Source organism: Stappia sp., from assembly GCF_048261845.1.
In the GTDB taxonomy this organism is placed as follows: domain Bacteria; phylum Pseudomonadota; class Alphaproteobacteria; order Rhizobiales; family Stappiaceae; genus Stappia.
Window position 1 is genome coordinate 23,640 of the sequence record NZ_JBLXFR010000038.1, and the last position, 14,616, is coordinate 38,255.

Annotated in this window: 12 protein-coding genes and 1 pseudogene; 9 read left to right on the forward strand and 4 right to left on the reverse strand. The window is 65.5% G+C overall.

Annotation, left to right across the window (positions count from 1 at the left end):
• The first annotated feature begins 72 nt into the window (after positions 1–72).
• The 3 genes and pseudogenes from ACN0T5_RS14955 (at position 73) to ACN0T5_RS14965 (ending at position 4,904) form a co-directional block, all read left to right on the forward strand.
• A complete protein-coding gene (locus tag ACN0T5_RS14955) occupies positions 73–930 on the forward strand; it encodes a protein NO VEIN domain-containing protein (RefSeq protein ID WP_417769407.1) in 858 nt (285 codons plus the stop codon).
• An 848-nt stretch (positions 931–1,778) separates the two neighbouring features.
• Positions 1,779–4,196, forward strand: a pseudogene (gene uvrB / locus ACN0T5_RS14960) (excinuclease ABC subunit UvrB); the annotation flags it as partial.
• Positions 4,197–4,904: a class I SAM-dependent methyltransferase gene (locus ACN0T5_RS14965; RefSeq protein ID WP_417769408.1), complete on the forward strand. Its 708-nt coding sequence runs from the start codon at positions 4,197–4,199 to the stop codon at positions 4,902–4,904.
• Positions 4,905–5,161: 257 nt separating this feature from the next.
• Here the strand turns inward: ACN0T5_RS14965 and ACN0T5_RS14970 are convergent, their stop codons facing one another.
• Complete coding sequence (locus ACN0T5_RS14970) at positions 5,162–5,449, reverse strand: GIY-YIG nuclease family protein (protein ID WP_417769409.1); 288 nt, start codon at positions 5,447–5,449, stop codon at positions 5,162–5,164.
• Between the two features lie 597 nt (positions 5,450–6,046).
• Between ACN0T5_RS14970 and ACN0T5_RS14975 the strand changes: the two genes are divergently transcribed.
• Positions 6,047–7,090: a diguanylate cyclase gene (locus tag ACN0T5_RS14975; protein ID WP_417769410.1), complete on the forward strand. Its 1,044-nt coding sequence runs from the start codon at positions 6,047–6,049 to the stop codon at positions 7,088–7,090.
• 90 nt (positions 7,091–7,180) lie between these two features.
• Positions 7,181–7,519, forward strand: coding sequence for a PAAR domain-containing protein (locus tag ACN0T5_RS14980; RefSeq protein ID WP_417769411.1), 339 nt, complete (start codon positions 7,181–7,183; stop codon positions 7,517–7,519).
• Between the two features lie 182 nt (positions 7,520–7,701).
• On the opposite strand, the gene ACN0T5_RS14985 is transcribed toward ACN0T5_RS14980, so the two are convergent.
• Both ACN0T5_RS14985 and ACN0T5_RS14990 read right to left on the reverse strand, forming a co-directional pair.
• Positions 7,702–8,109, reverse strand: coding sequence for a DUF4332 domain-containing protein (locus ACN0T5_RS14985; RefSeq protein WP_417769412.1), 408 nt, complete (start codon positions 8,107–8,109; stop codon positions 7,702–7,704).
• 83 nt (positions 8,110–8,192) lie between these two features.
• A complete protein-coding gene (locus ACN0T5_RS14990) occupies positions 8,193–8,588 on the reverse strand; it encodes a DUF2267 domain-containing protein (RefSeq protein ID WP_417769413.1) in 396 nt (131 codons plus the stop codon).
• Between the two features lie 159 nt (positions 8,589–8,747).
• Here ACN0T5_RS14990 and ACN0T5_RS14995 point away from each other — a divergent pair, with 159 nt between their 5' ends.
• The 3 genes from ACN0T5_RS14995 to ACN0T5_RS15005 all read left to right on the forward strand — a co-directional run bounded on the left by ACN0T5_RS14995 (position 8,748) and on the right by ACN0T5_RS15005 (position 12,463).
• Positions 8,748–10,304 carry a helicase HerA-like C-terminal domain-containing protein gene (locus ACN0T5_RS14995; protein ID WP_417769414.1) on the forward strand — a complete coding sequence of 519 codons (1,557 nt, stop codon included), beginning with the start codon at positions 8,748–8,750 and terminating at the stop codon, positions 10,302–10,304.
• Between the two features lie 168 nt (positions 10,305–10,472).
• Complete coding sequence (locus ACN0T5_RS15000) at positions 10,473–11,876, forward strand: M20/M25/M40 family metallo-hydrolase (RefSeq protein ID WP_417769415.1); 1,404 nt, start codon at positions 10,473–10,475, stop codon at positions 11,874–11,876.
• A 5-nt stretch (positions 11,877–11,881) separates the two neighbouring features.
• Positions 11,882–12,463: a TIGR00730 family Rossman fold protein gene (locus ACN0T5_RS15005; protein WP_417769416.1), complete on the forward strand. Its 582-nt coding sequence runs from the start codon at positions 11,882–11,884 to the stop codon at positions 12,461–12,463.
• 37 nt (positions 12,464–12,500) lie between these two features.
• Here the strand turns inward: ACN0T5_RS15005 and clpS are convergent, their stop codons facing one another.
• A complete protein-coding gene (gene clpS / locus ACN0T5_RS15010; protein ID WP_417769417.1) occupies positions 12,501–12,806 on the reverse strand; it encodes an ATP-dependent Clp protease adapter ClpS in 306 nt (101 codons plus the stop codon).
• A gap of 97 nt (positions 12,807–12,903) precedes the next feature.
• On the opposite strand from clpS, the gene ACN0T5_RS15015 reads away from it, so the two are divergent.
• On the forward strand, positions 12,904–14,616 hold a 1,713-nt coding region (locus tag ACN0T5_RS15015; RefSeq protein ID WP_417769418.1), incomplete at its 3' end, for a S9 family peptidase.

A 14,616-nucleotide genomic window follows, 5' to 3' on the forward strand; every position in this document is an offset into this window, starting at 1 on the left:
CCTCTAACTTCTCTAAAGCGAGGATGTTGCAACGCAACTCCGGTCATTGGCATTAGCATCAAGAGCTCGTTGATGAACTCGGAAGTCAAATACGGTCAGGACTGGACCGACGACGAGATCGCACGGACCGTCAATGCCTATTTCGAGTATCTGGACGCACAGCGTGCTGGTGGTGTTCGCCCCAAGCTTCATGTCTACAAGGAGATTGCCGAGGAGATCGGCCGCAGTCACAAATCCGTGGAGCGCAAGTTTCAAAATATCTCAGCTGTCCTAGACGTGTTGGGAATGGAGTGGATATCCGGCCTTGCGCCTTCATTCCATTACCAACAGGCTCTCGCCGACTTCATTGAGGAGAAGATTGTCGCCCTGCCAGATTCGGCCGGTCACAACGAAGCTCTTGGATTTGGAGAGTCCCCGCAACTCGCCTATCAACCGTCCGGTCAACTCTTGATCGTCGAAGATATGCCTGATGCAGATCCTACAACAGCGGAGCGACCAGATTACATCGAACGGCTCGTGCGGAAATTCGACCCATCCATTCGCGACTTCCGAAACCGGCAGTTGGGAAGAGCTGGAGAGGAGTATGTGTTCCAGCGCGAGGTCGCTCGTCTAAGGGCAGAAGGACAAGATGGCCTCGCACGGAAGGTCGACTGGATCGCCGACAGTAAAGGCGACGGAGCGGGATTCGATATCCTGTCCTATGAGTCCTCCGGCCGAGAGAAATTTATCGAGGTCAAGACAACTGTCGGCTCGAAGCGAACGCCATTTTTCATAACGCGAAACGAGATGGAATTTTCGAGGGAAGCTAGCGATTCTTATTCACTTGTTCGGCTTTTCGATTTCCGCCGGAGCCCGAAGGCATTCCTGATGACACACCCTATCGAGAGATCGGCTATCGTATCACCGGAAAACTTCAAGGTGTCATTCTGATGTTACTCGACGAAGATTTTTCGCACTGGCTATCGCACACCAACACATTGTTGGTCGAGAAATACGCGATCGATATTCAAGATACGGGCCTCGATAACGTATATCTTGCACGCCATTATCATCAAGGATGTTCACCTCCCGATTTCGTAGGTTGGTTTGGTGAGAAGTACGACCTTATTCCCATCAATCCGTGCTGGGTCAGTGGTCTTCTGAAATAAAGCCGCATCTTCAAGCACTGATCCCCCCTCCTGACACCGTTGTGTCAGCATGTTGCGGGATTCAGGCGGACAAAGCCGGAACGCGGGGTTTCCGAAACCCGGCTTTCGGACCATATTGCCGCCATGGCCAAGCGACCTTCCTCCCCGTCCCCCGACCTTTCCGCCAAACGCGCCGCCCGCTCCGGCGGCGGTGACGCCCTGCCGGCCGCCGGCGGGACGGACGCGCCCGCGACACCGGAAGGGTTCGGCGAAGCGCCGCAGGCGGCGTTCGAGGGCGCGCCCCTGTCGGGACCCGTGTCCGACTGGGCCCGGCAGATCGAGGAGGATGTCCCGGCGACGAAGGCGACGCCGGCCAGAACGCCCGTGAAAGGGACGTCCGGCAAGACTACCGGCAAAAGCGGAGACAAGGCCGCGGGCAAGGCGGAAAAGCCCGCCCGCAGCGCGCGCGGCACATCGATGGGCACCTCCAGCAGTCCGCGCGAACGCGCCGCCGGCGGTCTGAACCCGGTCTCCGGGCTCGACATGAGCCTGGAGGAGGCCGAGGCGCTGCTGGCCAAGCAGGTGGCGGAGACGAAGAAGGCGCGCAAGGGAGGCAAGAAGCCGCCGCCGGAAATGTCGGACGGCACCACCGGCCACACGGCGACGGTGCAGGCGCTGACCGACCTGATCACCTCCGGCAATCCGCTGCACAAGAACGGCGAGGCCTGGGTGCCGCACCGCCCGTCGCGGCCGGAAAAGTCGGAAGGCGGCATCCCGATCAAGCTCGTTTCCGAATACGAGCCGAAGGGCGACCAGCCGACCGCCATCGCCGACCTCGTCGAGGGGCTCACCAATGACGACAGCACCCAGGTGCTGCTCGGCGTCACCGGTTCGGGCAAGACCTACACGATGGCCCAGGTCATCTCCCGCACCCAGCGCCCGGCGCTGATCCTGGCGCCGAACAAGACGCTGGCCGCCCAGCTCTATGGCGAGTTCAAGTCGTTCTTTCCCGACAATGCGGTCGAGTATTTCGTCTCCTATTACGACTATTACCAGCCGGAAGCCTACGTTCCGCGCACCGACACCTATATCGAGAAGGAAAGCTCGATCAACGAGCAGATCGACCGGATGCGCCACTCGGCGACCCGGTCGCTGCTGGAGCGCGACGACGTCATCATCGTCGCCTCGGTCTCCTGCATCTACGGCATCGGCTCGGTCGAGACCTACACGGCGATGACCTTCGCCATCGAGGTCGGCGAGCGCATCGACCAGCGCCAGCTGCTCGCCGATCTCGTCGCGCTGCAATACAAGCGCAACGACGCCGCCTTCCAGCGCGGCACCTTCCGGGTGCGCGGCGACACGGTGGAGATCTTCCCGGCCCACTACGAGGACAGTGCCTGGCGCATTTCGCTGTTCGGCGACGAGATCGAGTCGATCACCGAATTCGACCCGCTGACCGGGCAGAAGTCGGCGGAGATGAAGAGCGTCAAGATCTACGCCAACTCGCATTACGTGACGCCGAAACCGACGCTCAACCAGGCGATCAAGTCGATCAAGTCGGAGCTGGTCCAGCGGCTGGAGGAGCTCAACGCCCACGGCCGGCTGCTGGAGGCGCAGCGGCTGGAGCAGCGGACGCTGTTCGACCTGGAGATGCTGGAGGCGACCGGTTCCTGCGCCGGCATCGAGAACTACTCGCGCTACCTGACGGGACGCGCGCCCGGCGAGCCGCCGCCCACCCTGTTCGAATACCTGCCGGACAACGCCCTCGTCTTCGCCGACGAGAGCCACGTGACCATTCCGCAGATCGGCGCCATGTATCGCGGCGACTTCCGCCGCAAGGCGACGCTGGCCGAATACGGCTTCCGCCTGCCCTCCTGCATGGACAACCGGCCCTTGCGCTTCGAGGAATGGAACGCGATGCGGCCGCAGACGATCTGCGTCTCGGCCACACCCGGCTCCTGGGAGATGGAACAGTCGGGCGGCGTCTTCGCCGAGCAGGTCATTCGCCCGACCGGCCTTGTCGATCCGCGGATCGACATCCGGCCGGCCAAGACCCAGGTCGACGACCTTTTGGGCGAGGTGCGCGCCGTGGCGGCCAAGGGCATGCGCACCCTGGTCACCGTGCTGACCAAGCGGATGGCCGAGGACCTGACCGAATACCTGCACGAAAACGGCGTGCGCGTGCGCTACATGCATTCCGACATCGACACGCTGGAGCGGATCGAGATCATCCGCGACCTGCGTCTTGGCGCCTTCGACGTGCTGGTCGGCATCAACCTGCTGCGCGAGGGACTCGACATTCCCGAATGCGCGCTGGTCGCCATTCTCGACGCGGACAAGGAGGGCTTCCTGCGCTCGGAAACCTCGCTGGTGCAGACCATCGGCCGCGCCGCGCGAAACATCGACGGCAAGGTGCTGCTCTATGCCGACCGCATCACCGGCTCGATGGAGCGGGCGATCGCCGAGACCGACCGCCGGCGCGAGAAGCAGGAAGCCTACAACGCGGAACACGGCATCACACCGGAAAGCGTGCGCCGCTCCATCGGTGACATCCTGCAATCGGTCTACGAGCAGGACCACGTCACCGTCGAGGCGGGCTTCGCCGAGAGCGGCAATCTCGTCGGCCACAATCTCAAGGCGCATATCCAGGACCTGGAAAAGCAGATGCGCGAGGCAGCCGCCGACCTGGAATTCGAGACCGCCGCGCGGCTGCGCGACGAGGTCAAGCGGCTGCAGGAAACGGAACTGGCGCTGGCCGACGATCCGCTGGCCCGCCAGTCGGCGGTCGAGGACCGCAGCGGCGGCTATCGCGGCGAGAAGAAATACGGCGCCAGCGCCAATGTCCCCGCCAGGTCGAAGGTGCGCAAGAACACGCTCGACGAAATGACGGTCGGGCGCACCGAGGTGCCGCTGTCCTCGGGCCCGCTGCCGCAAAAGCCCGGCGACGGGCATGCCGACGACGTCAGGCCGCTGGCACGCGGCAAGGTCGGCGCGGGCTCCTATGAGGACCCGGGCGAGGACCGCCGCCGGGGCGGCCGCTCGAAGAAGAGCGGCAGGCCGGGAAGATGAGTGGAGGCTGACGGTGTGGACGTTCCGGCATCGGTTCTGAAGGCCACCGACAGGCACGGCCAGGGGCATGACGAACCTTGCCGTGTTTGCGGCGCGCGCACCTGCCATCCGTTCCAGACAGTCGGCGGCACCGCCTACTGGCGCTGCGAGACCTGCGAGGCGGTCCTTGTCGAGCGCTCGAAACTGCCCACGGGGACCGAGGAACGCGCGCATTATCTCACCCACCAGAACGATCCGCAGGACCCGGGATACCGGCGTTTTCTGTCAAGGCTGGCCGATCCGCTGAAGGAACGGCTTGAGCCCGCAAGCCGTGGTCTCGACTATGGCTGCGGACCGGGACCCGGCCTTGCAGAGATGTTGCGCGAAGACGGCCATTCGGTCGCCGCCTATGACCCTTTTTTCGCCCCGGACCGAGGCATGCTCGCCGAGCGCTATGATTTCATCGTTTGCAGCGAGGTCGTGGAGCATTTCCACGAGCCGGCGCGCGAGTTTGCCCTTTTCGACCGGCTCCTGAAACCGGGCGGTTGGCTCGGCCTGATGACCTGCTTCAGGACGGAGGACAGCCGCTTTGCCAACTGGCACTATCGCCGGGATCCGACCCATGTGGTTTTCTACAGGGAGGAGACGCTGCGATACCTCGCCGCGCTCTTCGGCTGGTCATGCGAGATCCCGCGCAAGGATGTCGCGCTCATGCGCAAGGCCTTTTGATCCAAGGTGGCTGACATGCCGACAAGTGCGACGTGTCCGACCGGACGAAACAGCCCCTCCCCCGGCACCATCAACAGCACGAGAAACAGCAGCATCGCCACGGCGAAGGCGGTGAGTGTAAGGGGGCAACGCGCGGGCTTCGCCCGCCCTGATGTCTGGATGCCGGATCTGGCCGTGCGGCTTCGCCGCAGTCCGTCCGGCATGACGGCTGTGGGACGCGACAAGTTTCACGCGACGACCGGTGACCGAGTGACCATTCAGAACAGCCATGTCTCGCTCAGATCCCGCCAGTCCGGATTTGAGGCTTCAATCAACTCGATCTTCCAGGCCCGGCGCCAACCTTTCAGTCTTTTCTCGCGGGCGATTGCCTCGTCGATCCGCTCGAACTGCTCCGCATGGACCAGCCGCTTGACATGATGGCGACGGGTGAAGCCATCGGTCAGTTCCTGGACATGCTCGAACATCCGCCGTGAAAGGTCGCGTGTCACTCCCACATACAGGGTGCCGTTTCGCTGTGATGCCAAGATGTAAACCCAGGCTGTCACCGATCTGATCCGAACCTCACAACCACTGGAAGAACCGAACTGTACAGGCGACCGAGCGGCCTCGACAAGCCTCGCCACGCGGCTTGAGCGAACCCGGCCGAAGACGCCCGGGACGCCGTGCTCCATGTCTCTCGCCCGTCATGCCGGACCGTGTGGCGCGCAAGCGCCATCGCGTGATCCGGCATCCAGACATCAGTCGCGCCGCAGGCGCACCGTCAGCCTTTCCGCCACCCCAAACCGCTGGCCATGCAAGCATTCTTGCGGAATGATCCGTGACATCGTCGGCTGGCGACAAGGCGGGACGGAAGATTGCCGCAAGGCGGCGAAACACCCCGACAAGTGCGACGTGTCCGGCCGGACGAAACAGCCCCTTCCCCGTCTACACCACCGGCACCATCGGCAGCACGAGAAACAGCAGCACCGCCACGGCGAAGGCGGCGAGTGCATGGGCATGGAAGCGGACGATGCCGCGCCGGGCCGGTTCGTGGAGGCCGGAGGTCGCAAAATCTTTACGTCCTTGACTGCAGGGTTGGAGTCGGGAGCGGAAACATCGGCGGCTTCGAGGCGGGCCGTGCGAAGGTGGACAGACAGATGGGCATGGAATCCGAAGCAGGACAGCAGACCGGCGATATCGGCCAGGTCACGGACAAACTCGTCATCGAGTTGCCGGTGCGCTTCGTGCACCAGTTGTCGGCCGCCGAGACGCTCGACGACGTGCTGAACACCGTCGCGCAATGGTCGCGCGTCGTGTTCAAGGCCGACCGTGCCACCATCGCGCTGGAAGACACGCCCACCCATCTCAAGCTGATCGCAATGCAGGGCAACAACGCCATCCCGCTCGACATGCCCGTGCCCATCGCCGGCACGATGATCGGTCGTGTCTTCGGACAGCGGCGCCCCGAAATCTGCAACGACTTTTCCACCTCCGGCGATCTCGACTGCGCATTGTTGAAAGCAAAGGGCCTGCAGTCCTGCCTTGATGTGCCGTTGGTCAGCGGCGACCACTGTTTCGGCACGATGAACGTCGGCGACGTGAAGACGAACGCCTTCACCGAGGCGGACATGCACCGGCTCGAGGCAATGGCCCATTGGGTGGCGGCCAGCATCCGCATTCACCGTCAGGTGGAAAAGATGGCCGTGCTGTCGGACACAGACCCGCTCACCGGCACCTACAACCGACGCGCCTTTACCCGGATCTTCGCCGAACTGGCGCGCGACTACCGGCCAGGCTCGGGCAACTTCGGCGTCGCGCTGGTCGATCTCGACCGCTTCAAGGAGATCAACGACACCCACGGCCATGAAGCCGGCGACGCCGTGCTGGTGCGGGTCGGCGAGATCCTGCGGGACGCCGTCCGCGAGGGCGACCTCGTGGCGCGCATGGGCGGCGAAGAGTTCTGTCTCGTGATGCGCGACATCGACGGGCCTCGCCTGCTGACGGTGCTGGACGGCATTGCCAGGGAGCTGCGCGAGACCGTCGTGCTCGGCAGCGGACAGCCGCTCGCCGTGACCGCCAGCATCGGAGCGCTGCTGACCGAGGATGGCACCGCCGATCTCGGCCTTCTGATGCGCGAGGTCGACGAAGCGATGTACCGCGCCAAGGAGACGGGACGCGACCGGGTCGAGTTCGCCCGACCCGGCTGACCGGCCGGTCTTGTCGACCGTGCCGTGTCCGTGCAACCCTGCCGGCCGTGCGACATCGCCCGGCGCGCCCTTCACGCGGAGACGACGACAATGACGACCCGACACGCTTGCCGCCGCCTCGCCCCGCTTGCCGCTGCGCTCGCGCTCCTGTCCGCAACCTCCGCCGCCATCGCCCAACCCTTACCGCCTTGCGCCGTCACGGGCGCCGCCTCGGTGATCATCAACGGCCGGCCGGCGCTGCGGCTTTCCGATGTCGCCACATGCCCGCCCGGCATGTTCGAGCCGGTGCCGGGGATCTCCATCGAGGGCCAGCCGGCGGTGCGCTTCGCCGCGCCGGCGGAGGGCTGTGTCGCGGGCGGGTCGGCCAATGTGATCATGAACGGCGCCCCCGCCACACGCGGCGGCGATGCGGTCTGCCCGCCGGGCTGAGACCGCATCCGGACAGTTTCCCTCCGGACGGTTTCGCCCCCCAGGCGGACCAGCAGGAATCCCGACCCGGCGCGGCGCACAGGTCCCGCAAACGCGAAACGCCGGACTGTTGCCAGCCCGGCGCCGCAAATCTTCGGCAGCAGGCGCGGCCCGCCGCGCCCTGTGATCAGCCGGTCAGAAGATCAGTAGGTCATCGTCGGCGGCAGGTCCTTGGCCTGGGCCACCCACTTCTCCACCGCGGACGCGCTGGGAAGCTGGCGAACGAGTTTCTTCTCCTCGTTCACTTCCGCCATCTTGGCGTGGAGATTGGCCGCGTTGCGGTGCTTCAGTTCCTTGACCGTGTCGACGCCGGCGGCCTCGAGCAGTTCCGAATATTCCTCACCGACGCCGCTGATGCGCATCAGGTCGGCCATGTTGCCCCATTTCAGGATGCGCTTGTCATCGATGCCGGTTTCCTCGGCCAGCGCCTTGCGACCCTTGGGATCCTTCGCACGCTCCAGGTAGGCTTCCGTGGTCTTGATGCCGACAGCCTTCAGCTTCTCGGCATAGACCGGGCCGATACCCTCGATTTCGTCAATGGAATAGGACATCTTGCGTCTCCAAAATGACCCGGCGCACGGTGCCGGATTTCAAAACGACCGGGCGAGGCCGCCCGGCTTCACAACACCTTGTCTCACAGCACCTGGCCAAGCCCGGGAATGGCATCGACCACCTGGTCGACCACATCGGCGCCCGCCTTCTCGCGAGCGATGCCGACAAGCTCGCGCGTCACCGTCTGAACCTGGCCCATGTCGAGGCCGGCGCTGGTCAGCTCGTTGAGCGCCGCCATGGCGCCCATGCCGCCGCCGAGACTGCCGCCGAGCTTGCCGGCAAGACCGCCGAGAAGGCCGCCAGGGGCCTCCGTGCCGGCAACCAGGTCGCGGGCGCCCGGCAGCGCGTCCAGCAACTGGCGCACCTTGTCCGGCGGTCCGTCCCGGTTCAGGAAATTGAGAATGATACCCACCGCCTCGCGCGCCAGGTCCTCGTTGATACCGGCTGCGGCGGCGATCCGCCTGATGATCTCTTCCATTCTTCCCCCTTGGAATCGAAAGAAAGTCTCATCCCAATCTGACACGAGAGCCGGCCCGATCACAACCGCTATACAGGGCGCCGCGCGCGCGTTACATGACAAACGTACCATTCGCCGCGACGAGGGCGCGCGATCTTCAGGGCAGCGGAGGTGAGAAACGTGCAGGACGCAGACAGGATCTTCATCGGCGGTTCGGACAAGCCGGAATATCTGACGCTGAAGCTCGCCAACCGGCACGGGCTGATCACCGGGGCCACAGGTACCGGCAAGACCGTCTCGCTGCAGATCCTCGCCGAAGGGTTTTCCAATGCCGGCGTGCCGGTCTTCTGCGCCGATGTGAAGGGCGACCTGTCCGGCATCGCCGCGCCCGGCGAGAAAAAGGACTTCCTGGAAAAGCGCGCCGCGCAGATCGGCTTCACGCAGGATTACATCTACGAGAACTTCCCGACGATCTTCTGGGACCTGTTCGGCGAACAGGGGCATCCGATCCGGGCGACTGTCTCCGAAATGGGGCCGCTGCTGCTGGCCCGGCTGATGGACCTCAACGCGACCCAGGAAGGCGTCCTCAACGTCGCCTTCGAGCTGGCCGACGACGAGGGCCTGCTGCTGATGGACCTGAAGGACCTGCAGGCGCTGCTCGCCCATGTAGCGGAGCGCGCCTCGGAACTGTCGCGGGTCTACGGCAATGTCTCCAAGGCCTCCGTCGGCGCCATCCAGCGCCAGTTGCTGGTGCTCGACCGGCAGGGGGGCGATGCCTTTTTCGGCGAACCGGCGCTCGACATCCGCGACATGATGCGCACCACCCGCGACGGGCGCGGTGTCGTCTCGGTGTTGGCCGCCGACAAGCTGATGGGCGCGCCGCGCCTCTATGCCACCTTCCTCCTGTGGCTGCTGTCCGAGCTGTTCGAGGAACTGCCCGAGGTCGGCGACCCCGAAAAACCGAAGCTCGTCTTCTTCTTCGACGAGGCGCACCTGCTCTTTTCCGGGGCGCCCAAGGCGCTTCTGGAAAAGGTCGAGCAGGTGGTGCGGCTGATCCGCTCCAAGGGCGTCGGCGTCTATTTCGTCACCCAGAACCCGCTCGACGTTCCGGAGACGGTGCTCGCCCAGCTCGGCAACCGGGTGCAGCATGCGCTGCGCGCCTATACCCCGCGCGAGCAGAAGGCAGTGAAGGCGGCGGCCGAAACCTTCCGGCCCAACCCGGATCTCGACACCGAGCGCACGATCATGGAACTCGGCGTCGGCGAGGCGCTGGTCTCGACCCTGGAGGGCAAGGGCATTCCCTCGATCGTCCAGCGCACCCTGATCCGCCCGCCCTCCTCGCGCCTTGGCCCGATCAGCGACACGGAACGCCGCGAGCTTCTGGCTGCAAGCCCGGTCGGTCATCTCTACGACCAGACGGTGGACCGCGATTCCGCCTTCGAGGTCCTGAAGCGCCGGGCCGAGGAAGCGGCGCGCATGGAAGAGCGCCAACAGGAGCGCGAGGAACAGGAAACCGCGCGGCGCGGCGCTCCCCGGCGCACCCGCTCCGGTTTCGAGATCCCCGATTTCGGCCTCGGCGACCGCCCGGCTCCCTCGCGCAGCCGCACCCGCTCCAGCCGCTCGCGCTCCGACAGCGTTGCCGATGCGGCGGTGAAGTCGGTGGTGCGCTCGCTCGGCTCGGCGCTCGGCCGGGCGCTGGCGCGCGGTGTCCTGGGCTCGATCAAGCGCGGATTCTGAACGGCGCGAGGGGCCTCACCGGCATCGCGGCATTTCGCTGCGGCACCGGTTCGGGCCTCCGCCCCGCCTTGCCACGCCTGCCGTTCTGTGTCCTTCTAGGCGTCCCCATTCGCGCCGCCGGAGATTGCAAGAAACCGGCCGCCGCACCCTTCACAGCGGAGCTTTCCCATGTCCGATATCGACCGGGTCCTGTCTCGAATCGATTCCGATTTCGACAATTCGCTCGCCCGCCTCTTCGACCTCCTTCGCATCAAGAGCATCTCCACCGACCCGGCCTACAAGGCTGACTGCCGGCAGGCGGCAGATTGGCTGGCAAGCGAACTGACCGCGCTCGGCATCGACGCCGACGTGCGCGACACGACCGGCCACCCGATGGTCGTCGGGCATCGCAAGTCCGGGGGCAAGGATGACGGCAAGACCGGCCCGCACGTGCTGTTCTACGGCCATTACGACGTGCAGCCGGTCGATCCGCTCGATCTTTGGGAGCGCGACCCGTTCGACCCGGCCGTTGTCACCCGTGAGGACGGTTCGAAGATGATCGTTGCGCGCGGCGCGGCCGACGACAAGGGCCAGCTGATGACCTTCGTCGAGGCGGCACGCGCCTGGATCGCCGAGATCGGCGGCCTGCCGGTCCCTGTTTCCGTGCTGCTGGAGGGCGAGGAAGAGTCCGGATCGCCCTCGCTGCATCCCTTCCTGACCGCCAACAAGGGCGAGCTTTCCTGCGATCTGGCGCTCGTGTGCGACACCGGCATGTGGAACCGCGAGACGCCGGCGATCACCACCATGCTGCGCGGCCTCGTCGGCGAGGAAATCACCATCACCGCCGCCGACAAGGACCTGCATTCGGGCATGTATGGCGGCGCGGCGCGCAACCCGCTGCATGTCCTGTCCACGGTTCTGGCCGGACTGCATGACGAGACCGGCCGCGTGACGCTGCCGCATTTCTACGACGGCGTCATCGAGATGCCCGAGGACGTACGCGCCCTGTGGGACAAGCTTGGCTTCGACCATGAGGCGTTCCTGGGCGGCGTCGACCTGAAATACCCCGCCGGCGAGACCGATCGCGGCGCGCTGGAGCATATCTGGACGCGGCCGACCTGCGAGGTGAACGGCGTGTGGGGCGGCTATACCGGCGCCGGCTTCAAGACCGTGATCCCGTCTGAGGCCCATGCCAAGGTGTCTTTCCGCCTGGTCGGCGACCAGGATCCCGACCAGATCCGCCTCGCCTTCCGCACCTATGTGCGCGAGCACCTGCCCGCCGACTGCACGGTCAGCTTCTCCAAGCATGGCGGCAGCCCGGCGCTGCGCCTGCCCTTCGACAGCGACGCGCTGGCCAAGGGGCGCAAGGCGCTCGCCGACGAGTGGGGCCACGAGGCGGCGCTGATCGGTTGCGGCGGCTCGATCCCGATCGTCGGCGACTTCAAGACCATGCTCGGCATGGATTCGCTGCTGATCGGCTTCGGTCTCGACGACGACCGGGTGCATTCGCCCAACGAGAAATACGAGATGACGAGCTACCACAAGGGCATCCGCTCCTGGGCGCGCGTCCTCGGCGAACTGGCGAAGGGCTGAGCACGATGAAATCCATCTGCGTCTTCTGCGGCTCCAGCATGGGCGCCAAACCCGCCTATCGCGACGCGGCGGTGGCGACCGGCGAGGCGATTGCCCGCTCAGGCCGTCGTCTCGTCTATGGCGGGGCCAGGGTCGGGCTGATGGGCGCGGTCGCCGACGGGGCGCTCGCCGCCGGCGGCGAGGTGATCGGCGTGCTGCCGGTCGCCCTGCAGGAAAAGGAACTGGCCCATACCGGCCTGACCGAGCTGCATGTCGTCAAGTCGATGCATGAGCGCAAGGCGATGATGGCCGATCTTTCCGGCGGTTTCATTGCCCTGCCGGGCGGTGCCGGTACGCTGGAGGAGCTGTTCGAGGTCTGGACCTGGGGCCAACTCGGCTATCACCGCAAGCCCTGCGGCTTCCTCAATGTCGACGGCTTTTATGACGGACTTCTGACCTTCCTCGACCTGCAACGCGACGAAGCGTTCGTGAAGCCGGAAATGCGCGACATGGTGCTGGTGGCGGACGCGCCGGCCGCGCTGATCGACCTGTTTGAGAGCTACACCCCGCCGGCGACACCGAAATGGATCGAACGCTCCGAAACGTGAGCGAACGGGCCGGAAGAGCGCAGCTTTCCCGGCCCGGTTATTCCTCGGGCTCGGTCTCGAAGCGCAGCGGGAAGCCATTTGCCTTGGCGGCATCGGTCGCCCGCGTTGCCTTGGTCTCGGCCACGTCGCGCGGGAAGACGGCAACGACGCAAAGCCCCAGCTTGTGAGCAGTCAGCATCACCTGGAAGGCCTCGTCTTCGCTCATGCGGAATTCCGCCTTGAGCACCGCGACGACAAATTCGCGCGGCGTGAAGTCGTCATTGACCAGCAGCACCTTGTGCAGGCGCGGCCTCTCGGTCCGGGTCTTGCGCTCCGGCTTCAGGATCGTCGACTTGTCGCTCATGGTGCGTTTTTACCACAAGGCGCGGCGGCATGCATCCATCCCGCGTTGGTGCCGTTGAGCTCTTGCCTTCCCGGGTCAAAGTGCCTACCTCCGCGTGATGCTGAAAAAGTCCTCATCCCCTGCCGCCGACGCCGCTCCCCGGACCTCCGCTCCCCGCGCCGAAAAGCGCGACACGACGCACGAGATCCACGGCATCACCCGCCACGACCCCTATGCCTGGCTCCGGGCCGGGAACTGGCAGGAGGTGATGCGCGAGCCCGACACGCTCGACGCCGACATCCGCGCCTATCTGGAGGCGGAAAACGCCCATCTGGAAGCCGGCATGGCCGACACGGAAGCGCTGCAGGGCGTGCTCTTTGCCGAGATGAAGGGTCGCATCAAGGAGGACGACAGTTCCGTCCCCTCGCCCGACGGCCCCTTCGCCTATGGCGTTTCCTATGTCACCGGCGGCCAGCATCCGCGCCTCGTGCGCATGGCCCGCGAGGCGGCCGACAAGGGCGGCGAAGCCGAGGAAGTGCTGATCGACGGCGACAAGGAAGCCGCCGGCAAGGCCTATTTCCGTCTGGCCGGCGCCATGCACTCGCCCGACCATTCGCAGCTTGCCTGGGCCTTCGACGACAAGGGATCGGAATTCTACACGCTGCTGGTGCGCGACCTGAAGAGCGGGCGCGACCTCGACCAGCGCATCGAGGACACCGGCGGCGGCGGCGTCTGGTCCGCCTGCGGACGCCACATCTTCTATGTCCGCCTCGACGCCAATCACCGCCCCTCGAAGCTCTTCCGCCACGAGGTCGGGACCGATCCGGCCGGCGACGTCCTGGTCTACGAGGAGACGGACCCCGGCTTCTTCATGGGCGTCGGCAAGACCCAGTCGGGCCGCTTCATCACCGTCGACATCCACGACCACGAGACCTCCGAGGTCCGGTTGATCCCGGCAGACGAACCGACAACCGAACCGCGCCTCGTCGCACCGCGCGAGACGGGCACCGAATATTCGGTCGAGGATGACGGCGCCGGAACGCTCCTGATCCTCACCAACGCTGGCGGCGCCGAGGATTTCCGCATCGTTTCGGTCGACGCCGCGACGGTACTCGCCACGCCGGGGCGCGAGGGCTGGGCGGATGTCGTCCCCCACCGCTCCGGCCGGCTGATCCTCTCCCACACGGTCTATGCCAAGCACATGGTGCGGCTGGAGCGCGAGGACGGACTGCCGCGTATTGTCGTCCACCGGCTCGCCGATGGTCTCGAACACGCGATCTCCTTCGACGAGGAGGCCTATTCGCTCGGCATGTCGGACGGCTACGAGTTCAACACCAACCGGATCCGCTTTACCTATTCGTCGATGACGACGCCGGGCCAGGTCTTCGACTACGACATGGAGACCCGTGCGCGCACCCTGCGCAAGACGCAGGACGTGCCATCCGGCCACGATCCGGCCGACTATGTCACCCGCCGCATCCACGTGCCGGCGGAAGACGGCGAAAGCGTCCCCGTCTCCCTGCTTTATCGCAAGGACACGCCGCTCGACGGCTCCGCCCCCTGCCTGCTCTACGGCTATGGCTCCTACGGGATCACCATTCCCGCGAGTTTCAACACCAACTGCCTGTCGCTGGCCGATCGCGGGTTTGTCTACGCCATCGCCCATATCCGCGGCGGCAAGGACAAGGGCTTTCGCTGGTATGCCGCCGGGCGGCGGGCAGAGAAGGCCAACACCTTTACCGATTTCATCGCTGCGGCCCGGCATTTGGCCGCGGAGGGGTTCACCTCGGCCGACCGGAGCGTGGCGCGGGGCGGCTCCGCCGGCGGGGCG

Coding starts and splice junctions, on each gene's coding strand:
- ACN0T5_RS14955 (WP_417769407.1), top strand. CDS start 73: ATGAACTCGGAAGTCAAATACGGTCAGGACTGGACCGACGACGAGATC.
- ACN0T5_RS15005 (WP_417769416.1), top strand. CDS start 11,882: ATGAAATCCATCTGCGTCTTCTGCGGCTCCAGCATGGGCGCCAAACCC.
- ACN0T5_RS14975 (WP_417769410.1), top strand. CDS start 6,047: ATGGAATCCGAAGCAGGACAGCAGACCGGCGATATCGGCCAGGTCACG.
- ACN0T5_RS14985 (WP_417769412.1), bottom strand. CDS start 8,109: ATGTCCTATTCCATTGACGAAATCGAGGGTATCGGCCCGGTCTATGCC.
- ACN0T5_RS15000 (WP_417769415.1), top strand. CDS start 10,473: ATGTCCGATATCGACCGGGTCCTGTCTCGAATCGATTCCGATTTCGAC.
- clpS (WP_417769417.1), bottom strand. CDS start 12,806: ATGAGCGACAAGTCGACGATCCTGAAGCCGGAGCGCAAGACCCGGACC.
- ACN0T5_RS14980 (WP_417769411.1), top strand. CDS start 7,181: ATGACGACCCGACACGCTTGCCGCCGCCTCGCCCCGCTTGCCGCTGCG.
- ACN0T5_RS14990 (WP_417769413.1), bottom strand. CDS start 8,588: ATGGAAGAGATCATCAGGCGGATCGCCGCCGCAGCCGGTATCAACGAG.